This is a genomic window from Microbacterium sp. ZXT2-5 (genome assembly GCF_055329545.1).
Window position 1 is genome coordinate 1,517,491 of the sequence record NZ_JBUZWD010000001.1, and the last position, 21,620, is coordinate 1,539,110.

The following is a 21,620-nucleotide window of genomic DNA, read 5'->3' on the forward strand; positions in this document are numbered from 1 at the left end:
CCGTCCCATTCCGCGACGCGATCAAACTCCCCATAGCTGTGCGGTCGACGACGGATCATCGCGTTATGCGGAGCTACGGCCGGTGGTTGCCTGATCGTTCGTTGCCGCGCCTGTAGTTGCCGGTGACTCGTGCCATCAGTTTCTGAGGGTCGCCGCGGTGGACATCGTCGAGGAACTTGACCGCAGCCGACTTCCGGAGCGTCGCGGCTGGGCGACCGTGGTGGCGTATCTCTATACGGTCGCCCTGCACCGTGAACTCGAATCCACTCGGAGCACCCGCCATAACTTCGAGCATGCCCCACTCACGCGCGCCACGGGTAGCGCCCGTTGGGCGACACGTGACCGGGCGGCGGCGCGGTAGCTTCTGCCTATGGAGCAGATACCTCCCGCACGCCGGGTGATCCGGCTGTTCCCGGATCACGGGCACCACTGGCCACTCTGGGAGGACTCCACGCTGACCTGGGATGTGGGATACACCACGACGCCCGAGACCTATGGGCTATCGGACGTGCTCGCGGAAGACCTGGCGGGCTGGTATGCCTTCTGGGAGCAGCATTGTGACCCTTTCGACGGCTGGGACACTGACGAGAATCGTCAGCGGTGGCTGCGCGACCGTCAGTGGGTGGCGGAAAGGCTTCGAAGCGAGGTTGCCGCGTTCGCGGACGTCGTCTTCGAATAGGCGCGGCGCCGATGCCCGGTAACCGACTGCCATACGGTCGGGTGGGGCAGTGAAGCTTCGCATCCCGTTATTCGCCGCCGGGCGGACGCACTCGGCAGGCGGCGACCTTCACTACCGTCAAATGCATGGCGCAGACGACAGGTGAGTTGGATCAGTCGGGATGGCACACCTCCGCTCATGATTTCGTCCCAGCGTCACACCGCCATCTGCCGATGCTGCGCGTCTATCTGCCATTCATCGACCGCGACGGGAACTCGGTGCGTTGGTCTCGTTACGTCGACGTCGACGAGTATCCGGCATCACTGAACTGGTTCGACGCGACGGAGCACCTTGCCGCGACCCAGCCCCAGGTCCGAGAACTGGTCTCGTGCATGGGCCAGCCCGACAACTCGACCGCGGAAGCGCTGCGCGATGCCATCGGCGACCTGAAGCTGCGATGCCTCCGCTGGGTGGGGTACGGCGAGGTGCCTACCGACTCCCCCGTCCGCGTGCTCGGGGAGGACTACTTCGCAGCCGATCTTGTTCCAGCTGACGTCGAAGCCGGGCGTCGGCTGCCCGAGTTCGCCTGCGACGCCGAGAACCGGCTGGCATGGGGCGGCCGGCTCTACCCGGATTCGCTCATCGTGGCCGCAGAGCTACCGATCTTCCGGCAGCTACGCAACGACCCGCGACTGGACTCAGCGTCGGTTCGGACGGATGACCTCCTACCTGGGAGCGTAGGAGACTAACCCAAGACACGAAGATCATCCGCCGGCCTGCGATGCGCCGTGATGGACAGGTCAGCGGGCCGCTACCTCGACTCGCACGATGTCGCCGATGTCCTTGCCCAGCTGTTTGCGGACCTTCGCGCTGAGCGAGATCATGTGGCCACCTGTGCCCGTGACCATCGCACCGACGTTTTCCAGTCGCACCTCATCGACGAGTGCGTCGACCCGGACTGACTTCCCGGTTCCGAGGAAATCGACCGAACCGGGAATCTCGACGCAGGACCACATCTCACCTTTGATGTCGACTCCGATCGGAGCTTCGAATCGCAGGGCAGGCTGTGACATGAGGCTCACTCTACCGATGTCGGGATGCGGCGCTACGGCCGTGGCGACCATGGGAAGCAGTCGGCAGTTGCCTCAAGTCGCTCAGACAATCGGTCCGGTGAGTGACAGGCATCCGGATTGGCGCTGCCTCCCCCCAAGTCGTCCGACCCACGCGCGACACATGCGCGTGAGGTCCTCACAGCCTGAGCTGCGGCTCAGCAGCGGTGGCTCCGTGACTGCCAGTCCCAATATGGTGTCGACATGCACCTCGCCGGCAAGATCACCCTGGGAGCCGCCGTACTCGTCGTCGGCGGCCTGGTCATCCTCGCCGTCCCCGCTGTCGCCGCGGCGACCGGCGTGATCTCGTCGTGGGCAAACTCCGAGCCGACTGCGGCCCCGTCCGATCCGGATCCGGTGGAGGACAGTGACGCGGGCATCGAGCAGAAGATGATGGACGAGTTGGGCGACGGGTACGTATACGTCGGCAACGGCACGGCGATCCCAGAGAACAGTCCCGCAGGCTGCGCGGAGCCGCGCTGGCTGCACGTGGGTGGCGGACGCGCCAGCATCAACGGCGACCTGATCGACCGTGGAGTGAACGACCTCGCACGGGGCACGGTGGGCCTCGACGCTGACGGCGAAGTGAAGACCTACACGGTCGAGCCCGGTGACGCGTTGTACGCCATCGGCGACAGGTTCTGCATCGCAAACGCGCTGACCATCGCGACCCTCAATCACACGCGCACGATCCAGCCTGGCGAGGTGCTGCTGCTTGCGCCTGACAGTTCGATCCCGTGGGTGGAGTACTTCAACCCGCGGAGCGCCGAGGGCGGCTATCAGCAGATTCCATACCAGCTCGCGGTCGAAGCGATGAGCGCCGCCGCTTGGGCGGGCGAGGTCGACCAGATGCGTGCCATCTTCACGAACGAGTTACGCGCGTTGTATCCCGACCCGGCCGAGGCTGACGTCATCGCGCAGGCGCTCGCCGCGGGCGACCTCGACGTGCTGCGCCAGATGTTCGCGTAGCACCCACCGAGCGACTGCAGCCTGGCGAGAAGGGGCTCGAAGAACGCGGCCAAGCCGGAGTCAATGGCGGGGTCTCTCAGCATCGTCACCACAGGCTCGTATCACGGCGCTTGAGGCCATAGCCGTCGATCCGGCGTCCGCGCCGGACTGAATGAGCCGAGCAAACGCGGTGGCGCCCCGCCGGCGAAGGCCCGACTGCCGCAACCCTTCGCTAGATTCGCGTGGTGACTCATCTTCGTCGCGCATCGTGCGGGCTCGTTGCGCTCGCGCTGTCAGTCGGGCTCACCGGCTGTTCGCTCGATTCGGTCATCTGGGGAACGGACGGCGCGCGCGTGATCCAGACGACCGAGGAGCTCATCGACGCCATGGCGGGTGGGAATCCGACCGATCTCGTCTGCGCCGACTCAGAGGCGGAGCTCGGAGGCCCGAGCGATTGGCTGGGCCTGTCGGCCGGCGAGCCGGAGCACTTCTTCGCAGACTATTGGGAAGAGCAGGTTCCGCTCGATCCTCAATGGAACATCAACCTCGAAGGCCTGCCGGAGGGTCTGGCACCCGGCTCAGCGTTCCCGGGTGATGTGTTCTACCGCGAGACCGACGAGGGCCTCTGCGTGATCGACGTCGCATGGTCGACCCTCGTGGCCGAAGGCTGACAACCCGCCTGGCACACCGCAGGCGGAGATGACCGGAGTGTCGCGGCGGGCCGACCGTGGTGGCGTATCTCTATGGAGCGGTGGGAAGCTCCGACGTACTCCCGTCGCCCGCAGCGCCATTACGATGCGGGCATGCCGTTGCTCCGAGCCGTCGTCCTGTCGGGGCTCGGCGCGGTCGCGGTGTTGACCGCGGCTGGGCGGGCGATGCGGCTTCTCGGCGGCGACGACCCACGCGAGGATCGGGCCGTGCGTGCGCTCCAGGAAGCGTTCGGCCACCGGTCGGACGATGGCGCCGTCGCGGCTGACCCCGCCGTCCCGACTGGGCTACGCGAGCCGATCGACCGGGTCACCGAGCTGCTCTCGTGGTACTCCGGCGTGCCGCAGACCATCGCGAACGGTGCGATGTGGTGCGGAATCACCTGGTGGTTGACGCGGGACCGGCGCTCAGCGGTCGCGCCAGCGGCGGCGCTCGCCCTCGAGACCGCGTGCTTCGTCGCGTCCGCGGCGCTCGTGGGGCGGCCACGACCCCAGGGGGTGTGGCGCCCCGAGCAGCCACACGCGACGTCGTCGTTCCCCTCCGGGCACACCGCGGCAGCCTTCGCGCTCCACGGCACGCTCGCCGACCTGCTCGATAGCCACGGCGCCCGCGGCGCGCGGCTCCTCCGCCCCCTCCTTCGGTACGGCATTCCCGGCGCGATCGCGTTCTCGCGGGTCTACCGCGGCCAGCATCACATCTCGGACACCGTCGTAGGCGCCGTGCTGGGACGATGGAGCGCCGCTGTGGTGCGGCGGGAGCTGATCTGATCGCAGGCGGGCGGGATGCCGCCGCCCGACGGGCGCGCAGGCCTCGCAGGTCTCCCGTTCACGGATCGGCAAGCCGCACGCGATCACTGATCATCGGTAGATCGTCGTCGACGAGGATGGTGATGTGGAATCACCCGCCGCCGCCTTCATCGACCGCACGCTGCGGGCCGAGGCGTCGGAGTGGCGAACCTGGGCGGACGGCGATGCGTCGGTCGGCGGGCTGCGGGTCTACGGCGCCTCGGTCGGCGCGATCCGCGGCACCGTCCGCGACGCGCTCCGGCGACATCGCGGACTCGAGCATGACGACATCACCGCACTTGCGTCGGAGCTGTGGGCGGCGCCCGTCTTCGAGCGCCGCTTCGCGGCGATCGTGCTGCTGCAGGGGCAGGTGGACGCGCTCGGCGGCAACGACCTCACTCGCATGGAGGGGTTCCTCCGCGACGCCCGCGTCCCCGATCTCATCGAGCCGCTGGCCCTCGATGTGGTGCGCCCGCTGCTCGCCCGCCTGACGGGCACCGAGGCCGATCGCGCCCGACGCATCGTGACCCGCTGGGCTTCGGCGGATGCCGCGGGCCTGCGTGCTGCTGCCGCCCTCCTGGCGGGATAGGCGCGAAGGGTGTCCGCGCACCCGGGTGCGCAGCATCCGACATCCGCGCACAATGGCGGCATGACAGCGCAGAAGGCCATCGTGCGGATGTGGCGAGGCAGTGTGCGGAGTGAAGACACCGACGAGTACGTCGCGTACATCGAACGCACCGGTATGAGGGAGTATCGCGAGACGCCCGGGAACCTCGACGCGTGGATGCTGACACGCGACCTCGGCGACGGCACGACCGAGATCGTGACGGTGTCGCGCTGGCAGAGCCTCGAGGCGATCAAGGGCTTCGCCGGCGCGGACATCGAGACCGCCGTCTACTACCCCGAGGACGACCGGTTCCTCGTGGAGCGCGACGACGTGGTTCGCCACTGGACCCAGGTGTCGTAGCGCATGAATTCGCGCGCCCGCGGTCCGACATGCGCGCCGTCCTTCGAGCGGCCATTAGTGTCGGGCGGAATGACCGAAGGAAGGGCGCGAGGCGGCGCCCTTCGGAGTGAGTGACTGAGGAGCGACATGGACTACTTCGATCTGACCGGCCGGCGAGCTCTGGTCACCGGAGGCAACCGCGGTCTCGGTCTTGCGATCGCGCACGCGCTCGCAGCCGCCGGCGCTCACGTGGTCCTGGGCGTCCGCGATCCGGACGGCGCGGAACAACCACTCCGGGCGATCCGGGCTGAGGGCGGTTCCGCATCCTCGATCGCGCTCGATGTCACGCAGCTCGATGAGGCCAGAGCGGCGATCGACGCGGCATCCGATGATGGCGTGTTCGACATCCTCGTGAACAACGCCGGCGGTGGGGTGAACGCGCCGGCGATCGACGTCACGGAGGCCGATTTCGACGCGGTGTGGTCGCTGAACGTGCGTTCGGCACTGTTCCTCTCACAGCATGTCGCGCGCTCGATGCCGGCCGGTGGCGCGATCGTGAACATCGCGTCGCAAGCAGGCATCGTGGCGCTGCCCGGCGAGTCGTCGTACTGCATCGCAAAGGCGGCGATGCTGCACATGACTCGCTGTCATGCGGTGGAGTGGGGCGACCGGGGCATCCGCGTCAATGCGGTCGCCCCCACGTTCATCGAAACCGACGGCACGGCCGAGGCGCTGTCCGACCCCGAGTTCCACGCTGACGTCATCGACCGGATCGCGGCGCTGCATCGGATCGGCAAACCCACCGAGGTGGCGGGAGCCGTCGTGTTTCTCTGCTCTCCCGCGGCGTCGCTGATCACCGGCCACACGCTGGTCGTCGACGGCGGGTGGACCATCCGCTGAGCAAGACGCGGTGGTTCCACGAGAAGCTCAGCATCACTCGCTGGGGTGTCTGAGATCCCCGCGTAGGTTGGAGGGCATGGCTCGCATTCTCGCCGTCACCGGCGGCTACGTCGTCCCTGTCAGCGCCGATCCCATTCCGAACGGCACGGTGATCGTCACGGACGGCGTCGTGTCGGCCGTCGGCGGACCCGACACCGAGGTCCCCGACGGCGCGGAGGTGGTCGACGCGTCCGGCAGCTGGGTGCTTCCGGGGTTCGTGGAGTCCCACGGTCACCTCGGGGTGCACGAGGAGGGCGAAGGGTGGTCCGGCAACGACACCAACGAGATGACGGATCCGAACGGGTCGCGGCTGCGCGCCCTCGACGGCATCGACATCGAGGAGATGGGCTTCCGCGACGCGCTGCGCGGCGGTGTGACGACCGCGGTCATCAAGCCGGGATCGGGCAACCCCATCGGCGGCCGCACCGTCGCCATCAAGACCTGGGGCGGCCGGACGGTCGATGAGCAGATCCTCGCCGCCGACGTATCGGTGAAGGCGGCGCTGGGCGAGAACCCGAAGCGGGTCTACGGCGAGCTCAAGCAGACGCCGTCGACACGCCTGGGCGTGGCATCCGTCATCCGCAGCGCGTTCACGGCGGCACAGCACTATGCCGACAAGCGTGACGCCGCCCTCGCCAAGGACGAGCCGTTCGAGCGGGACCTCGGCAAGGAGACGCTTGCCGCGGTGCTGGCGGGGGACCTCCTCTGGGATCAGCACTGCCACCGTCACGACGACATCGCGACGGCGATCCGGCTCGCGGAGGAGTTCGGCTACACGCTGGTCGTCAACCACGGGACCGAGGCGCACAAGATCGCTGATGTCCTCGCCGAGAAGCAGATCCCCGTCATCTTCGGCCCGATGCTCACCTCGCGATCGAAGGTCGAGCTGCGCGATCGTGGCATCGGCCACCTCGCGCTCGTCGCGCAGGCGGGCGTCAAGGTGGCCATCACGACCGACCACCCGGTGGTCCCCATCGACCAGATCCGCCTGCAGGCGATCCTCGCGATGCGCGACGGCCTGCCCGCCGAGACGGCTCTCGCCGCGCTCACGGTCAATCCGGCTGAGATCCTGCGTCTGCACGATCGTGTCGGCGCCCTCGAGGTCGGGCGCGACGGCGATGTGGTCGTGTGGTCGGGCGACCCGCTCGCGGTCGAGTCGCGCGTGCAGCGGGTGTTCATCGAGGGGCGCGCGGTGCTCGAGCCGGCGGACGGCGCGGCGGACACGCGCGTCGTCGAGCGGTGGGAGCGCTTCGGCCGCACAGCGTGGATGGCGTGACCCCGACACGACCGTCGTGAGCGCGCACCCCGCTGACGCCGCGCCGCCGCCGCGCGGCTCGTTCGGACGGTACTGGACGGCGGCGGCGATCAGCTCGTTCGGCACAGCCGTCACGGCGGTCGCCATGCCGGTGCTCGTGGTGCAGCTGCTGAGCGCGACCCCGTTCGAGGTGGGCATCGTCAATGCCGCGCAGTTCGTGCCGTACGCCCTGCTCGGGCTGATCGCCGGCGCCTACACGGATCGCTGGCGCCGCAGGCCGATCCTGGTCTGGTCGAGCATCGGCCGAGCACTCTCGCTCGGCGCGATCCCGGTGCTCTGGCTGGCCGGCGTGCTCGAGATCTGGATGCTCGTGGTGCTTCTGCTGCTGTTCGGCTCCTTCTCGGTGTTCGGGTTCGCGGCCACGCAGTCCTTCCTCCCCCGGCTCGTGCCTCGGTCTTCACTGGTGGTGGCCAATGCGCGACTGGATCAGACGGATGCCGCGGCCCAGACAGTCGGCCCGGCGCTGGGTGGCGGACTCGTCGCGTTGCTGGGAGCGCCGATCGCGCTGGCCGTGGACGCGGTCAGCTATCTCGTCGACGCGCTGCTGAACGCGAGCATCCGCGTCGATGAGCGGCGGGAGCGCCGCCCCGAGCGCAACCTCCGCCGCGAGATCCTCGAGGGGCTGCGCTGGGCATACGCCCACCGGACGCTCGGACCGCTCGCGGTGTCGACGCATGTCTGGTTCTTCGCCAACGGGATCGCGTTCACGGTGCTCTCGCTGCTGGCGCTGCGATCCCTCGGCTTCACCGCCTTCACGTTCGGGCTGCTGCTGGCGGTCTCGGGATCGGCGGCTCTGCTCGGCGCGACCTTCGCGTCGGGATTCAGGTCGTGGCTGGGCACCGGGCCGGCGATCATCGTCGCCCGTGCGGCCTATCCGATCGCGTGGCTGGTGGTGGGGGCGACGGCGTGGCTGTGGGCGGAACCCGTGCTCCTCTATATAGCGCTCGCGATCCACGGGCTCGCCGCCGGCGTCGAGAACGCCAACGAGATGGGCCTGCGGCAGGCGGTCACGCCCGACTCCCTGCTCGGACGCGTGAACGCGAACATCCGCTCCGCCAACCGGACCGCGGCGGCGCTCGGCGCCCTCGCCGGCGGCGCGGCGGCAGGTCTCGTCGGTGACGCGTGGACGCTCGTCGTCGTGGCGATCGTCTTCGCCGTCGCCGCGATCGTCGCGGTGCTGTCGCCGCCGCTTAGGGCGATGAAGTCTTTCCCCGAATCGGACTGAGTCACGGTCATCGCCGGTATTCGGGCGTGAAGGATCCGAATCGATTCGATAGTATGGGAGGTCTGTCGCCGCACGGTCTTTCGCAGCCGCGGTCGCGGCATCCGCCCTCTTTCCGCACTCTCGTTCAAGAGCCGCCCCATGCCTACCGCCCTGACGACGGGCCGCCCCTGGCACGTCATCGTCCTGTTCTCCGTCCCGCTCCTCATCGGCAACGTGGTGCAGCAGCTGTACCACGTGATCGATGCGATCGTCGTCGGCCGCCACCTGGGCGTCGACGCGCTCGCCGCGGTCGGGGCCACGGGAAGCATGCTGTTCCTGCTGCTCGGGTTCGCCTGGGGTCTGACGTCCGGCTTCGCCATCCCCACCGCGCAGGCGTTCGGCGCCCGCGACTTCGCGGCGGTGCGGCGCTCGGTCGCGGCCGGCACGATCCTCACCGCAGCCTGCACGGTCGTGCTGACCGTCGGCGCGCCGCTCTTGAGCGAGCCGCTCCTCGTGATGCTGCAGACGCCCCCCGAGCTGATGGACGACGCCGTCGTCTTCGCGCAGATCAGCTTCCTCGGCGCGGGCGCGATGATGTTCTTCAACTACCTTTCGGCGATCATCCGGGCGATCGGCGACTCGCGCACCCCGCTGCTCTTCCTGTCGCTGGCGTGCGGGCTCAACGTCGGGCTCGTCATCCTCATGGTCGGCCCGCTGGCCTGGGGCGTCGCCGGGGCGGCGCTGGCGACCGTCGTGTCGCAGGCGATCTCGGTGCTCCTGTGCCTGGAGTTCATGCGGCGACGGATGCCGGTGCTCCACGTCCGCCGCGAGGACTGGCGGGTCAGCCGCGCAGAGCTCGCCGACCACCTGCGCCTCGGACTGCCGATGGGCTTCCAGGCGTCGATCATCGCGATCGGGACGCTGTCGGTGCAGGTCGCGCTGAACACCCTGGGCGCGGACGCCGTCGCGGCATACACCGCCGCGTCCCGGGTCGACGGCCTCGCCGTCGCGCTGCTGCAGTCGCTGGGCCTCGCGGTGTCGATGTTCGTCGCCCAGAACCACGGCGGCGGCCGCCCCGACCGCATCCGGCGCGGCGTCACGCAGGCGACGTGGATCGCGGTGGCCGCCTCGATCGTCCTCGGCGTGCTCCTCATCGCCTTCGGTGCGGCGCTCGTGCGGCTGTTCGTGGGCGAGGGTGCCGTCGAGGTCGTCGGCATGGCCGCGCAGATGCTGGCGATCAACGGCGCGACGTACTGGATCCTCGGCATCCTGTTCGTGCTGCGCGGCGCGCTGCAGGGGCTGGGCCACACGCTGATCCCGACCGTCACCGGTGTGATCGAGCTCGTGATGCGCGTGGGGGCGGCGGTCGTGCTCGGCGGCATCTTCGGCTTCATCGGGGTCGCAGCGAGCAATCCTCTCGCGTGGCTGGGTGCGGTGCTCGTCCTCGTGCCGGCGTACATCCACGCGCACCGGCAGCTCGCGCACGCGCCGGTCACGCCGATGGTCGCCACCCCCACCACGCCCATCCCGGTCATCGGCCCCACCGACGGCTCGATGGTCGTGGACGCGGTCGTCACGCAGCCGATCGTGCTGCCGGCGGCGGCGCGGCAGCCGGGCCGGCACCGGCGGCGGTTCCCGGTGCTCTCCGCGCGCGACCGGCGTCGCACCCGGGGCTGACCGCCGTCGGCGGGTGCCCTTAGGCTCGACCGCATGCCCGTGACGATGCGCCGCATGCAGGACCTGACCATCCACGACCACACGCTCACCGTTCCGCTGGTGTGGGACGACGCGGCCGACGTCCGCACGATCGACATCCACGCGGCCGTCGTCGCGCGGGAGGGCGGCGAGAGCCTGCCCTACCTGGTGTTCCTCCAGGGGGGACCGGGGCACGAGGCACCCCGTCCCTTCCACTCGCCGTCGGGGCCGTCGTGGCTCGACGAGGCCCTCGAGCACTACCGTGTCGTGCTCCTCGACCAGCGCGGCACCGGTCGATCGACACCCGTCGGCGACCGCGACCTCGAGCGCGGCACGGCCGATCTCGCCGAGTACATCACCCACCTCCGCGCGGACTCGATCGTGCGCGACGCCGAGGCCCTTCGCGAGCACCTCGGCGCGCCGACGTGGAGCGTGCTGGGCCAGTCGTTCGGCGGGTTCACCACGTTGGCATACCTGTCGACGGATGCCGCCTCCCTCGCGGAGGTCTACATCACCGGCGGGCTCAGCGCGGTGGGCCGCCACCCCGACGACATCTACGCGCTCGCGTACGACAAGCTGCGCGACGCGTCGGAGCGGTACTACCGGCGCTTCCCCGGGCATCGGGACGCGATGCGGCGGGTGGTCGACCTCGCGGACCGCGGTGAGCTCGTGCTCCCGGGCGGCGAGGTCGCATCGGTGTCACGGGTGCGGTCCGTCGGCTCGCTGCTGGGATCCAACGACGGCTGGCAGACGCTCTGGTCCCTCCTCGAGCTGGATCCGCACACCAACGCGTTCCGGCACGATCTCCTCGCCGCCCTGCCGTTCGGCCCGCGCAACCCGCTGTACTACGTCTTCCACGAGTCCAGCTACGCCGACGGCCACGCCACGCGATGGTCGGCCGAGCGCACCGAGCCCGATGACTTCCGCGACGATCCGACGCTGCTCACCGGCGAGCACGTGCGGAGGGAGTGGGCCGACACCGTGCCCGGCCTTCAGCCGTGGCGCGACGTGACGCTCGAGCTCGCGGAGTTCGAATGGCCTCAGCTCTACGACGCCGCGGCGATCGCCGCGTCCGGCGCTCGCGGTGCGGCCGCCGTCTACGTCAACGATCTCTTCGTGCCGCTGGAGTTCTCGATGCAGACCGCCCGGCTGCTGCCGGGCGTCGCCACGTGGGTGACGAGCGAGCACGAGCACAACGGGCTGCGCTCAGGCGGCGGGGTCCTGTCGCGGCTGATCGACCTCGCCCACGATCGCGCCGTGCGCTGACACGCGCGAAGGGGCGGAGGACGCCGCCGGCATCCTCCGCCCCTCCGCGACGGTCAGCCGGCGAGCGTGACGGTGTCGATCGTCACCGCCGCGATGCCGGGGTGGTCGCTGAAGACCCCGTCCATGCCGGCGCCGACGAACGCCTTCAGCTCGCCGTCGAGGTCGCCGTATGCGCTCGGGTCGGCGCTGGAGCGGAAGTCGACGGGGAGGAACTGGTTCTCGGCGCGGAACGTCCAGCCGTGCACCGAGAGCCCCGCCGCGTGCGCGTCGGCGATGACCGGCGTGGGCGTGCCCAGGCGGCCGTCGGCGTTGCGCGGGATCATCACGGACTTCTCCAGTCCGACCCCGTCGGCGTAGATTGCGATCTCGGCGAGGCCGGACGGCGTGACGAGGTCCTCGTACGTGCGCGGGTCGCCCGAGACCGTGAAGTCGTACGGCCGGCCCGAGCCGCTGATGAGCTGCGCGAGCGTGACGTCGGTGAGCGCGTCGAGGTCGCGGAGATTGGCGGTCTCGAAGCTCTGCACGATCACCGGCGCGTCGGCCCGGTCCAGGCCGTTCGCGCGCAGCGCCTCGACGAGCGGCTCCTCCATCGACAGCCCGATCGAGTCGAAGTACGACGGATGCTTCGTCTCGGGGTACACGCCGACCGTGCGGCCGTCGCAGCTGATCGAGTGGCGGGCGAGGTCGATGACCTCGTCGAGCGTCGGGATGACGTACAGGCCGTCGAACGCCGTGTTCGCCGGGCGGGTCTGGGGCAGGCGCTCCTTGGCGCGCAGCGTCCGCAGCTCGGCGAAGGTGAAGTCCTCGGTGAACCAGCCGGTGACGGCGGATCCGTCGATGACCTTCGTCGCCTTGCGCGCGGCGAACTCCGGCCGGGTGGAGACATCCGTCGTCCCGCTGATCTCGTTCTCGTGGCGCGCGACGAGCACGCCGTCCTTCGTCGACACGACGTCGGGCTCGATGTAGTCCGCGCACTGCACGATCGCCGTCTCGTATGCGGCCAGGGTGTGCTCGGGACGCGACCCGCTCGCACCGCGGTGGCCGATGAGGCTCACCGTCGACGGCTCGATCTTGGTCTTGTCGAGGTCGATGACGGCGAACTCGGTGTCGTCCGGCGTGCCGGGGATGCGCGCGTCGTTGCCGGGGTAGTTGTTGTCGTTGCCGATCAGCAGGCTGCCGTCCTTCAGCTGCACGACGGTCTCGAACGACTGCACGGGCAGCGAGAAGACCTCGCCGGTGCCGTAGCCGTCGCCCGCGCCGATGCCGTACGGGTTGGCGATGCGCAGCGCGTCGAGCACGAGCGTCTTCTCGAGGTAGCCCTCGGCGTCGGTGCGGCGGAGGTCGACCTCGTACACGCGCTTGGTGACCGACTGCTCGCCCTCGAAGTCGTCGCGCTCGATGAGGATCAGCACGTCGCCCCGCACGGTGAACGCGTCGCCGATGACGTTCGGCTCCTGGTCGGTCTGGTAGCTCCACGTGCGGCCGGTGTACTGCCCGGCGCGCGTGTCGAACTCCAGGATCTCGCGGCGGCGCAGGTCGGCGTCGTCGGCGTAGGAGCCCTCGACCACGGGGTACAGGTAGCGTCCGTTGGCCGAGGCAGCCATCGCCTCGAACCCGCGGCTCGCCCGCACGCGGGGCGTCTCGCCCGGCTGCAGGTAGGGGTTCTGCGGCGACTTGGCGCCGTCCAGCGCGTACGGCTTCTCGAGCAGCGTGCCGTCGGCGTCGAAGTGGAGCAGGAAGGGGCCGAACTCCTCGCCGACCCAGAACGTGCCGTCCTTGGCCTTCACGACCGACTCGATGTCGAAGTCGCCGCCGGTGAGCAGGCGCTCGTCAGTGCCGTCGTTGACGATCGGGAAGTCGAGGACGCCGTTGCGGTCGTTGTACGAGATGAACCGCTCGACCTCGATCTCGCCGGCGCCGCCCTCGGCGGTCTGCCAGGCCGGACGCACGAGGTAGTTGCGCAGCAGGAAGTCGGCGGAGTTGCCCTTAGCGCCGAAGCCGTTGTCAGGCTGCGCCCAGAACGTGCCGTCGCCGTTGTCGATCGCAGCCGAGAAGCCGGGGATGACCTGGCCGTTCCAGGGTCCGGTGCGGCCGTTGGCCGGAGTCGCGAGCGCGCCCGAGACCGGGCCGGGCTCGAGGTGGTCGGCCGACAGAGTGGCGCGGGCGACGAGCGTCGGCACGTGCGTCTGCACGTACGGCGACTGCGACGCCGCGGGGGCAGCGGCGACGGGCTGGGCGGAGGCAGCGGTGGCGGGAAGGAGCGCGACGGCGGTGGCCGCCGCGGCTGCCGCGGCGAGAAGGCGCGGCAGGACGCGTCGTGTGGGGAATCGACTCATGGAGCCGACGCAATCGCGGCCGCCCGGCCTCCCGCTGACGTGCCGGCGACGAATCCGGGACGGATCGGTGAACGTGGAGGGATCGGGCGCCTTGGACATCCCTCTCCGCAGTGCCTAGCGTGAGTCCATGAAGACCATCCGACTCACCGGCATCGACCGCCCGGCACCCGACGTGGTGCTGGGGCTCATGCGCATCCAGGACCTCGACGACGACGCCGTCCGCACCCTCGTGCGCGCCGCCCGCGATGCGGGCATCGACTTCTTCGACCACGCCGACGTCTACGGCCGCGACATGCACGGCTGCGAACGCCGCTTCGCCGAGGCGATGCGGCTCTCGCCGTCGGAGCGCGAGCAGATCACGATCCAGACGAAGGCGGGCATCGTCCGCGAGGGGCCGTACTTCGACTTCTCGTACGAGCACCTCATCGAGGCCGTGGAGGGATCGCTGCGTGCGCTCGAGACCGACTACATCGACATCCTGCTGCTTCACCGGCCGGACGCCCTCGTCGAGCCGGACGAGGTGGCGCGCGCCTTCGATGAGCTCGAGGCCGCCGGAAAGGTGCGCGCCTTCGGCGTCTCGAACCACACGCCGCGTCAGATCGACCTGCTCAAGAAGTCGGTGCGGCAGCAGCTCGTCGCCAACCAGATCCAGCTGTCGATCACCCATGCGCCGTCGATCGCGCAGGGCGTGGCCGCCAACATGCAGGGCGAGCAGCAGTCGGTCACGCTCGACAGCGGCGGCATCATCGACTACTGCCGGCTGCACGACATCGCGATCCAGGCGTGGTCGCCGTTCCAGGCCGGGTTCTTCAACGGCGTCTTCCTGGGCTCTCCCGACTACGCCGATCTGAACGCCGTGATCGATCGGCTGGCCGCGGCGTACGACGTGCCGCCGATCGCCATCGCGGTGGCCTGGATCACACGTCACCCGGCGGCGATGCAGGTCGTGCTCGGCACGACGACGCCCGAGCGCGTGAGCGGTGCCGCGCAGGGATCCGACGTCGCCCTCACCCGTGCCGAGTGGTACGAGCTGTTCCGCGCGGCGGGCTACCGCGTGCCCTGAGCCCACGACGCTGGGCTGCGAGCCCACCTGTCGTGAGCCCCCGGGGTGACACGACGATGCCCCGGGATCCAAGGGATCCCGGGGCACCGGAGGGGCAGGTCACCGATCGCCGGTGAACGCGTCCTTCACGTCGTCGCCGGCCTTCTTCATCTTGGCGCTGAACTGCTCGCCCTGGCCTTCGCGTTCGAGGCGCTCGTTGTCCGTCGCGTCTCCGACGGCCTCCTTGGCCTTGCCCTTCAGGTCTTCTGCGTTGTGCTTCATGTCATCTCCGACGCCCATGGGCATCTCCTTTCCTTGTGGGTTCAGTCCCTTGCGGGTCGAGGTCGTCGCCCGGCGGCGACGTCAGTAGCGTTCTCCGGCGAGTCCGACGCGGTCGACGCGACGGTGGTACCGCATGCCGGCCATGCCGCCCAGCACCGCTCCGGCGAGGGCGATGACGGCGGCGCCGACGGCGGTGAGGATGCCGGTGAGGGTGACGGTGTCGGCGCTGACCGGGATGCGCGGGAAGATGTCGACGTTCGCGAGGATGTCCCACTGGCTGCCGGCGATCGCGGTGATGAGGGCGATGAGGATCGCGATGACGATCGCCCACAGCCAGACGGCGAGACCCTGCTTGGCACCGCTGAAGCGCGCCATGCGCCCGGCGACATATCCGCCGGCGAAGTAGGCGACGAAGAGCACGAGGGCGATCGCGATGGCGCCGATGACGGTGGCGCCGCCGAGGTTCTCGCTCGCCGCTTCGGCCGCGTCCTCCACGACCTCCGGGGCGGTGAGGCCCGTCGCAGCGCCGATCGCCGCGACGACGGCGGTCAGGAGCACGAGCGCTCCGAGGGCGGTGAGCCACCCGAAGAACGCGGAGCCGAACTTCATTCCGCCGAAGCGCTCCTTCTCGCGCTGGACGACGGTGTCGTGCAGCGAGCCCTCGCGGGCATCGGCGACACCGTCGCGGTCCCGGTCCACAGCCTGCGCGCGTACCGGCTCCCGATCGTCGCGGATGCCGTTGCCGTTCGCGTCGCTCCCCTGGTAAAGGGGGCGAGTGCGATCGTCGCCCGGATCACGCGGCGTTGCTGCGGTCGACCCGGGCGGAACGGTGTTCCGGTTCGGGTCCCGAGGATTGTCGGTGCTCATGCTGCGAACGTATGCCGCCGACCCGGTGCGACTCAGCCGGTTGCCAACTGCGCGCGCGAGGCGTAGCCTATGCGGCCCTCGCGCAGGGGCGTGGCCGGGCGCCGTCGGTGCGGAGCAGAATGGGCGGATGGACGCACCCTCCCCGCTCGCACGCACCGAGATGCCGCCGCCCACGTACGTCATGTCGGCGGAGGGATACCGGGTCGCGACGTACACCTGGGGTGAGCCGGATGCCGAGACCGTCCTGTGCGTCCACGGCTTCGCGTCGAGCTGCCGCGACAACTGGGTCGAGACCGGCTGGGTGCGCGCGCTCACCCGCGCGGGCTACCGGGTCGTCGGCGTGGACCAGCGCGGGCACGGCGCGAGCGACAAGCCGCACGACCCGCTCGCCTACTCGATGTCCGCGTTCGTGGCCGACCTCGTCGCCGTGCTCGACACCTACCTCGTCGACGGCGCCCGCTACGTGGGCTACTCGCTGGGAGCACGCGTCGGCTGGCAGCTCGCCGTCGACGCGCCCGAGCACGTGAGCCGCGCCGTGCTCGGCGGCATCCCCGACGGCCGCCCGCTGGGCCGGCTGCGCATCGAGCAGGCGCGGGCGTATGCCGAGCGCGGCATACCGGTCGAGGATCCGGTGACACAGAACTACGTGCGGCTGGCCGAGCGGGTGCGCGACAACGACCTGCGCGCCCTGATCGCGCTCGCCGAGGGCATGCGATTCGGCGACGCGGACCCGGATCCCGAGCGGCCGCCGCAGCAGCAGGTGCTGTTCGCGACCGGGTCCGAGGACGCCATCCTGCAGCGTTCCCGGGCGCTGGCGTCGACGGCGCCGCACGGGACGTTCGTCGAGATCCCGGGGCGGCACCACTTCAACACGCCGGGGTCCCGGGTGTTCCGACAGGCGGCACTGGCCTTCCTCTCTCCGTGAGCGGAGGACGCCAGCGGGCCCTGAGTCAGGCGACGGCCTGCGTCACGAGGTCGGTGATCCTCTTCTCCACGGCCGGTGTCCACGCGAGCACCGCGAAGCCCACGGGCCACATGTCGCCGTCGTCCAGGCGAGACGGCTCGTCGAAGTTGATCGTGGCGTAGCGCGTCTTGAACTTCGACGCCGGCTGGATGAACACCACCACCTTGCCGTCGGCATCGGCGAAGGCGGGGAACCCGTAGAACGTCTTGGGCACGAGGTCGGGCGCAGTCTCGGAGACGACCTTGTAGAAGCCCTCGGCCAGGACCCTGTCGGTGCCCTCGAGCTTGCCGATCGCCTCGAGCACCTGCTTCGTGCCCGCTTCCCGGCTCTTTCCGGCCTTCGCCTGGGCGCGCAGCTCCTTCGCGCGGTCCTTGACGGCTTCCCGCTCTTCCTGAGTCAGTCCGTCGGACGATGTCTTCCCGGCCATCTTGTTCTCCTTCATGTTCGTGGGGCCGCTTCGCGGCTCGTGATCCTCACGCTATGACGGGTGCCACCGCCCGCGCTTCTCCATTCCTGCCCGATCGGCCGAGTGTTGAACAGCGGGCGCTGCGCCCCTACCGTGAGGTGTCGACCCGAACCCAGGAGCACTCCCATGACCGCGCCCGCCGACATGCACCGGATCTCACCCGACACCACGCGCACCGTCGACGACGTGCTCGACTACGCCCGGCGGCGCGCGCTGTACCAGGACATTCCGCTGGACAAGCCCATGACACCGCGGGAGCTGCAGCGCCTGGCGTCTGGCTCGATCACCCCCGACGGGATCGGCGCGCGCCGCGCGATCGCCCTCTTCGAGAACGTCCTGGCGCCGGCGTGCGTGTCCACGGATCACCCCGGCTACCTCTCGTTCATCCCGTCGGCGCCGAGCAAGGCGTCGCTGGCCTTCGACCTCGTGGTGTCGGCATCCGCCATCTACGGAGGCTCGTGGATGGAGGGCGCCGGAGCCGTCTACGCCGAGAACGAGGTGCTGCACTGGCTCGCGCGGGAGTTCGGGCTCCCCGAGACCGCGGGCGGCGTGTTCGTGCAGGGCGGCACCGTCGGCAACCTCTCGGCACTGGTGACGGCGCGGGATGCCGCGCGCCGGCGACTCGTGGACGAGGGGCGCCCCGCGCCCACGAGGTGGGTCGTCGTGTGCAGCGCCGAGGCGCACTCCTCGATCGCCTCGGCGGCGGCGGTCATGGACGTCGACATCGCGCCCGCCGCGGTCGACTCGGACGGACGCCTGCGCGCCGACGCGGTCGCGCGGGCGCTGGATGCCCACGGGGACGCCGTCTTCGCGGTCGTCGCGACCGCCGGCACGACCAACTTCGGGATCGTCGACGACATCGCCGGCGTCGGCGCGGTCGCGAAGGAGCGCGGCGTCTGGTTCCACGTCGACGGCGCGTACGGTCTCGCAGCCATGCTCGTGGAGCGCATGCGGCCGGCGTTCGCGGGCGTCGAGCTGGCCGACTCGGTCATCGTCGATCCGCACAAGTGGCTGTTCGCGCCGTTCGACGCGTGCGCCCTCATCTACCGCGAGCCGGCGCTGGCGCTCTCGGCCCACACGCAGAAGGCCGAATACCTCGACACGCTCACCGGCAAGCCGGACTGGAACCCGTCCGACCTCGCCGTCCAGCTCACCCGCCGGGCGCGAGGGCTGCCGCTGTGGTTCTCCCTCGCCACGCACGGCACCGCGCAGTACCGCGCCGCGATCGAGTACGGCATCGACCTCGCGCGGCGCATCGCCGACGAGATCGAGGGGCGCGACGGGCTCTCGCTCGTGCGCGATCCGCAGCTGTCGGTCGTGGTGTTCCGTCGGGACGGATGGTCGCTCGCGGACTACGCGGCGTGGTCGGAGCACCTCCTGGAGGAGCAGCTGGCCTTCGTGGTGCCGAGCTCCCACGCCGGCGAGCCGGTGCTGCGCTTCGCGATCATCTCGCCGCTGACGACGTTCGAGCTGCTCACCGAGATCCTCGACACGCTCGCGTGAGGCGCGGCCGCCCGCCCGCGCCCCGGATGCCTCCCGCCGGGAGCCACGTAGACTGGGTGCATCCGTTCTCACTTCTGAGAACCCGCCGCCTCGCAGGATCACCGTGACCTCAGCCGATTCCCGCACGTTCGCCGTGCGGCATGTGCAGCTCGCACGTGCCGCCTTCGCGGCGCTCGCGGCGCTCATGATCACGTTCTCGCCCGACCACTCCGCCGGCGTCGGCGGCGCGGTCTTCAGCGGCTTCGCGATCGCCACCGGCCTGGTGCTCCTCGTCTCGGTCTGGCTCGTCTACCCCGCCGGACGCCGCTGGCCAGCCGCCGCGCTCGGCGGTGCGACGATCGTGGCCGGCATGGCCGCCGGCCTCTATCCGCTGCGCACCACGACGGGCTTCTTCGCCATCGTCATCGTCTGGGCCCTCGTCAGCGGGGCGCTCGAGATCATCGCCGGCTGGCGCGGACTCACCGCGCGCGGCGAGCGGCGCGAGATCGCCCCCGGAGTCGCCGATGCCCGCCCCGCCGCCCCGGTCGGGCCGCGCTCGGAGAGCCGCGACGCCGTCGTCGTCGGAGCCGTCACCGTCCTGCTCGGCGCGGCCATGCTGTTCGTCCAGCCCGCGTACGCCCTGGACTACACGATCGAAGAGGCCCGCGCGACGTACACCCTCACCGGCGTGACGATCGGAGTGGGGCTTTTCGGCGCCTACGCCGCGATCGTCGCCGTCTACCTCGGGATCGCCGGGTTCTCCCCGCGCGCCGCAGCACCCGTCATCGCGGATGAGCCCGTATCCGCCGCCCCGACCCCGCAGAAGGACTCCGCGTGAGCCACGAAAGCCCCACCCGCCGCGACCTCATGAAGCCCCTCCAGCTGCTGGGGCTCGCCTTCGCGGCCGCGCTCTTCGCGGGCGTCGTGACGCTCGTGTCGATGGGCTTCTTCCAGCAGCGCACCGCCGAAGAGGCGCAGGCCGCCGTGATGACGGCGCTCGTCATCGCGGGCGTGAGCTTCATCGCCGTGCTGCTCATCGTCTCGCTCCTGCTGCTGGCCGTCGACCCCGCCCAGGTCACGAAGACGATCGACAAGCCCGTCCTGTTCGACGACGACACCGCCGACGGCGAGCAGGGGCAGAAACCGGATGCCGCGGCATCCGGCGATCCGAAGCCCTGACGCCGCCCCTGCCCGGGCCCGGAGTCAGCGCAGCTCGTCGACCAGCCGCGAGGCCAGACCGTCGTAGGTCGACGGCGTGAGCGCGAGGAGGCGCTCCTTCGCCTCGTCGCCGATGTCGAGGCCGCGGACGAACTCGGCGAGCTCGGGGGCGCCCACGCGGCGGCCGCGGGTGAGGTCCTTCAGGAGCGCGTAGGGGTCGCTGATCTGCGAGCGGCCGGCCGCGATCTCGGCGCGCACCACGGTCTGGATCGCCTCGGCGAGCACCTCCCAGTTCGCGTCGAGGTCGGCCCGCAGCACGTCCTCGGCGAGCGAGATCTCCTTGAGGCCGCGCTGCAGGTTGTCGAGGGCGAGCAGCGAGTGCCCGAGGGCGACGCCGATGTTGCGCTGCGTCGTGGAGTCGGTGAGATCGCGCTGAAGGCGGCTCGTGACGAGGGTCTGGGAGAGGGTCGACAGCAGCCCGCCCGAGATCTCGAGGTTCGCCTCGGCGTTCTCGAAGCGGATGGGGTTGATCTTGTGCGGCATCGTCGAGGACCCGGTCGCACCGGCGACGGGGATCTGGGTGAAGTACCCGATCGAGATGTACGTCCAGATGTCGGTGGCGAGGTTGTGAAGGATGCCGCCCGCGTGACGCACGCGGTCGTACAGCTCGACCTGCCAGTCGTGCGACTCGATCTGGGTCGTCAGGATGTTGAAGTCCAGCCCCAGGCCCTCGATGAAGGCCCGGGAGACCTCCGGCCAGTCCACGTCGGGAGCGGCCGAGAGGTGGGCGGACCAGGTGCCCGTGGCGCCGGAGAACTTCGCGAGGTACTCGCCGCGGTCGATCTGGTCGGCGACGCGGGTGAGGCGCCAGGCGAACACGCCCAGCTCCTTGCCCATGGTCGAGGGGGTCGCCGGCTGGCCGTGCGTGCGCGAGAGCATCGCGGCGTCGCGGTGCCGCACGGCGAGCTCGGTGAGGGCGGCGATGACCTCGCGCAGCTTCGGCAGCCACACGCGCTGCACCGCGCGCTGCACCGTGAGCGCGTAGGAGGTCGAGTTGATGTCCTCGCTCGTGCACGCGAAGTGGGTGAGCTCGGCGATGCCGTCGAGGCCCAGCGCCGACAGGCGGTCACGCACCAGGTACTCGATCGCCTTGACGTCGTGGCGGGTCACCGCCTCCTTCTCGGCGAGCCAGTCGATCTCGGCCTGGCCGAACTCGAGGTACAGGGCGCGCAGCCGGGCCTTGTCGCCGTCGGCGAGCGGAGAGGTGCCGAACAGCGAGCGGTCGGTGAGGGCGATCAGCCACTCCACCTCGACCTCGACGCGGGCGCGGTTGAGTCCCGCCTCGGAAAGGTACTCGCCGAGCTCGCCGACCGCGGGCCGGTATCGGCCGTCGAGGGGGCTCAGGGGCTGGGGCGGCAGAGAGGTCACGGTGGCTCCCGTCGATCACGTC

The 21,620-nt window shown here is 70.2% G+C and carries 23 protein-coding genes; 17 read left to right on the top strand and 6 right to left on the bottom strand.

The genetic code is table 11. The annotated features are described in order from the left end of the window. The first annotated feature begins 370 nt into the window (after positions 1-370). On the top strand, positions 371-679 hold the full coding sequence (locus tag ACZBH1_RS06580) for an immunity protein CdiI family protein (RefSeq protein ID WP_463645873.1): 309 nt from the start codon (positions 371-373) through the stop codon (positions 677-679). Positions 680-804: 125 nt separating this feature from the next. Next, positions 805-1,407, top strand: a complete 603-nt coding sequence (locus tag ACZBH1_RS06585) for a hypothetical protein (RefSeq protein WP_463645874.1) — start codon at positions 805-807, stop codon at positions 1,405-1,407. A gap of 51 nt (positions 1,408-1,458) precedes the next feature. On the opposite strand, the gene ACZBH1_RS06590 is transcribed toward ACZBH1_RS06585, so the two are convergent. After that, positions 1,459-1,731: a DUF1905 domain-containing protein gene (locus ACZBH1_RS06590; protein ID WP_463645875.1), complete on the bottom strand. Its 273-nt coding sequence runs from the start codon at positions 1,729-1,731 to the stop codon at positions 1,459-1,461. Positions 1,732-1,971: 240 nt separating this feature from the next. On the opposite strand from ACZBH1_RS06590, the gene ACZBH1_RS06595 reads away from it, so the two are divergent. The 10 genes from ACZBH1_RS06595 to ACZBH1_RS06640 all read left to right on the top strand — a co-directional run bounded on the left by ACZBH1_RS06595 (position 1,972) and on the right by ACZBH1_RS06640 (position 11,573). Further along, positions 1,972-2,736: a hypothetical protein gene (locus ACZBH1_RS06595; RefSeq protein WP_463645876.1), complete on the top strand. Its 765-nt coding sequence runs from the start codon at positions 1,972-1,974 to the stop codon at positions 2,734-2,736. A 332-nt stretch (positions 2,737-3,068) separates the two neighbouring features. Then, positions 3,069-3,386: a hypothetical protein gene (locus tag ACZBH1_RS06600; RefSeq protein ID WP_463645877.1), complete on the top strand. Its 318-nt coding sequence runs from the start codon at positions 3,069-3,071 to the stop codon at positions 3,384-3,386. Between the two features lie 132 nt (positions 3,387-3,518). Continuing rightward, positions 3,519-4,190, top strand: a complete 672-nt coding sequence (locus ACZBH1_RS06605; RefSeq protein ID WP_463645878.1) for a phosphatase PAP2 family protein — start codon at positions 3,519-3,521, stop codon at positions 4,188-4,190. A gap of 124 nt (positions 4,191-4,314) precedes the next feature. Continuing rightward, positions 4,315-4,797, top strand: coding sequence for a DNA alkylation repair protein (locus tag ACZBH1_RS06610; protein ID WP_463645879.1), 483 nt, complete (start codon positions 4,315-4,317; stop codon positions 4,795-4,797). A gap of 60 nt (positions 4,798-4,857) precedes the next feature. Beyond that, complete coding sequence (locus ACZBH1_RS06615) at positions 4,858-5,175, top strand: hypothetical protein (protein ID WP_463645880.1); 318 nt, start codon at positions 4,858-4,860, stop codon at positions 5,173-5,175. 126 nt (positions 5,176-5,301) lie between these two features. Further along, positions 5,302-6,054: an SDR family NAD(P)-dependent oxidoreductase gene (locus tag ACZBH1_RS06620; RefSeq protein ID WP_463645881.1), complete on the top strand. Its 753-nt coding sequence runs from the start codon at positions 5,302-5,304 to the stop codon at positions 6,052-6,054. Positions 6,055-6,130: 76 nt separating this feature from the next. Continuing rightward, positions 6,131-7,369: an amidohydrolase gene (locus ACZBH1_RS06625; protein ID WP_336394072.1), complete on the top strand. Its 1,239-nt coding sequence runs from the start codon at positions 6,131-6,133 to the stop codon at positions 7,367-7,369. A gap of 16 nt (positions 7,370-7,385) precedes the next feature. Further along, positions 7,386-8,633 (top strand): MFS transporter, encoded by a 1,248-nt coding sequence (locus ACZBH1_RS06630; protein ID WP_463645882.1) that lies wholly within the window; start codon positions 7,386-7,388, stop codon positions 8,631-8,633. A gap of 138 nt (positions 8,634-8,771) precedes the next feature. Further along, positions 8,772-10,289, top strand: coding sequence for an MATE family efflux transporter (locus tag ACZBH1_RS06635; RefSeq protein ID WP_336394074.1), 1,518 nt, complete (start codon positions 8,772-8,774; stop codon positions 10,287-10,289). Positions 10,290-10,322: 33 nt separating this feature from the next. Then, positions 10,323-11,573, top strand: coding sequence for an alpha/beta fold hydrolase (locus ACZBH1_RS06640; RefSeq protein ID WP_463645883.1), 1,251 nt, complete (start codon positions 10,323-10,325; stop codon positions 11,571-11,573). Positions 11,574-11,626: 53 nt separating this feature from the next. Here the strand turns inward: ACZBH1_RS06640 and ACZBH1_RS06645 are convergent, their stop codons facing one another. Continuing rightward, complete coding sequence (locus ACZBH1_RS06645; protein WP_463645884.1) at positions 11,627-13,909, bottom strand: esterase-like activity of phytase family protein; 2,283 nt, start codon at positions 13,907-13,909, stop codon at positions 11,627-11,629. Between the two features lie 127 nt (positions 13,910-14,036). Between ACZBH1_RS06645 and ACZBH1_RS06650 the strand changes: the two genes are divergently transcribed. Further along, positions 14,037-14,972, top strand: a complete 936-nt coding sequence (locus tag ACZBH1_RS06650) for an aldo/keto reductase (protein ID WP_336394077.1) — start codon at positions 14,037-14,039, stop codon at positions 14,970-14,972. A 99-nt stretch (positions 14,973-15,071) separates the two neighbouring features. On the opposite strand, the gene ACZBH1_RS06655 is transcribed toward ACZBH1_RS06650, so the two are convergent. Together ACZBH1_RS06655 and ACZBH1_RS06660 are read right to left on the bottom strand one after the other, a co-directional pair. Then, positions 15,072-15,251: a CsbD family protein gene (locus ACZBH1_RS06655; protein ID WP_336394078.1), complete on the bottom strand. Its 180-nt coding sequence runs from the start codon at positions 15,249-15,251 to the stop codon at positions 15,072-15,074. A 63-nt stretch (positions 15,252-15,314) separates the two neighbouring features. Continuing rightward, the gene (locus ACZBH1_RS06660; RefSeq protein ID WP_463645885.1) at positions 15,315-16,100 is read right to left on the bottom strand and encodes a hypothetical protein; all 786 of its coding nucleotides are present in this window, start codon (positions 16,098-16,100) and stop codon (positions 15,315-15,317) included. 127 nt (positions 16,101-16,227) lie between these two features. On the opposite strand from ACZBH1_RS06660, the gene ACZBH1_RS06665 reads away from it, so the two are divergent. Then, on the top strand, positions 16,228-17,025 hold the full coding sequence (locus tag ACZBH1_RS06665; protein ID WP_463645886.1) for an alpha/beta fold hydrolase: 798 nt from the start codon (positions 16,228-16,230) through the stop codon (positions 17,023-17,025). 25 nt (positions 17,026-17,050) lie between these two features. Here the strand turns inward: ACZBH1_RS06665 and ACZBH1_RS06670 are convergent, their stop codons facing one another. Next, on the bottom strand, positions 17,051-17,491 hold the full coding sequence (locus ACZBH1_RS06670) for a hypothetical protein (RefSeq protein ID WP_336394081.1): 441 nt from the start codon (positions 17,489-17,491) through the stop codon (positions 17,051-17,053). Positions 17,492-17,656: 165 nt separating this feature from the next. On the opposite strand from ACZBH1_RS06670, the gene ACZBH1_RS06675 reads away from it, so the two are divergent. From ACZBH1_RS06675 to ACZBH1_RS06685, 3 genes are all read left to right on the top strand, one after another. Continuing rightward, the gene (locus ACZBH1_RS06675; protein WP_463645887.1) at positions 17,657-19,033 is read left to right on the top strand and encodes a pyridoxal phosphate-dependent decarboxylase family protein; all 1,377 of its coding nucleotides are present in this window, start codon (positions 17,657-17,659) and stop codon (positions 19,031-19,033) included. Between the two features lie 103 nt (positions 19,034-19,136). After that, positions 19,137-19,850, top strand: a complete 714-nt coding sequence (locus ACZBH1_RS06680) for an acyl-CoA synthetase (RefSeq protein ID WP_463645888.1) — start codon at positions 19,137-19,139, stop codon at positions 19,848-19,850. Next, positions 19,847-20,191, top strand: coding sequence for an amino acid transporter (locus ACZBH1_RS06685; protein ID WP_336394084.1), 345 nt, complete (start codon positions 19,847-19,849; stop codon positions 20,189-20,191). Before ACZBH1_RS06680 ends, ACZBH1_RS06685 begins: the two co-directional genes overlap by 4 nt. A 24-nt stretch (positions 20,192-20,215) precedes the next feature. On the opposite strand, the gene purB is transcribed toward ACZBH1_RS06685, so the two are convergent. Next, positions 20,216-21,598 carry an adenylosuccinate lyase gene (gene purB / locus ACZBH1_RS06690; RefSeq protein ID WP_336394085.1) on the bottom strand — a complete coding sequence of 461 codons (1,383 nt, stop codon included), beginning with the start codon at positions 21,596-21,598 and terminating at the stop codon, positions 20,216-20,218. Positions 21,599-21,620: the final 22 nt, after the last annotated feature.

Bases quoted from the DNA above. Each gene is read 5' to 3' on its own strand.
- ACZBH1_RS06660 (WP_463645885.1), bottom strand. From the start codon at position 16,100: ATGAGCACCGACAATCCTCGGGACCCGAACCGGAACACCGTTCCGCCC.
- ACZBH1_RS06645 (WP_463645884.1), bottom strand. From the start codon at position 13,909: ATGAGTCGATTCCCCACACGACGCGTCCTGCCGCGCCTTCTCGCCGCG.
- ACZBH1_RS06675 (WP_463645887.1), top strand. From the start codon at position 17,657: ATGACCGCGCCCGCCGACATGCACCGGATCTCACCCGACACCACGCGC.
- ACZBH1_RS06655 (WP_336394078.1), bottom strand. From the start codon at position 15,251: ATGGGCGTCGGAGATGACATGAAGCACAACGCAGAAGACCTGAAGGGC.
- ACZBH1_RS06665 (WP_463645886.1), top strand. From the start codon at position 16,228: ATGGACGCACCCTCCCCGCTCGCACGCACCGAGATGCCGCCGCCCACG.
- ACZBH1_RS06670 (WP_336394081.1), bottom strand. From the start codon at position 17,491: ATGGCCGGGAAGACATCGTCCGACGGACTGACTCAGGAAGAGCGGGAA.
- ACZBH1_RS06585 (WP_463645874.1), top strand. From the start codon at position 805: ATGGCGCAGACGACAGGTGAGTTGGATCAGTCGGGATGGCACACCTCC.
- ACZBH1_RS06580 (WP_463645873.1), top strand. From the start codon at position 371: ATGGAGCAGATACCTCCCGCACGCCGGGTGATCCGGCTGTTCCCGGAT.
- ACZBH1_RS06605 (WP_463645878.1), top strand. From the start codon at position 3,519: ATGCCGTTGCTCCGAGCCGTCGTCCTGTCGGGGCTCGGCGCGGTCGCG.
- ACZBH1_RS06615 (WP_463645880.1), top strand. From the start codon at position 4,858: ATGACAGCGCAGAAGGCCATCGTGCGGATGTGGCGAGGCAGTGTGCGG.
- ACZBH1_RS06650 (WP_336394077.1), top strand. From the start codon at position 14,037: ATGAAGACCATCCGACTCACCGGCATCGACCGCCCGGCACCCGACGTG.
- ACZBH1_RS06595 (WP_463645876.1), top strand. From the start codon at position 1,972: ATGCACCTCGCCGGCAAGATCACCCTGGGAGCCGCCGTACTCGTCGTC.
- ACZBH1_RS06640 (WP_463645883.1), top strand. From the start codon at position 10,323: ATGCCCGTGACGATGCGCCGCATGCAGGACCTGACCATCCACGACCAC.
- ACZBH1_RS06625 (WP_336394072.1), top strand. From the start codon at position 6,131: ATGGCTCGCATTCTCGCCGTCACCGGCGGCTACGTCGTCCCTGTCAGC.
- ACZBH1_RS06590 (WP_463645875.1), bottom strand. From the start codon at position 1,731: ATGTCACAGCCTGCCCTGCGATTCGAAGCTCCGATCGGAGTCGACATC.
- ACZBH1_RS06620 (WP_463645881.1), top strand. From the start codon at position 5,302: ATGGACTACTTCGATCTGACCGGCCGGCGAGCTCTGGTCACCGGAGGC.
- ACZBH1_RS06635 (WP_336394074.1), top strand. From the start codon at position 8,772: ATGCCTACCGCCCTGACGACGGGCCGCCCCTGGCACGTCATCGTCCTG.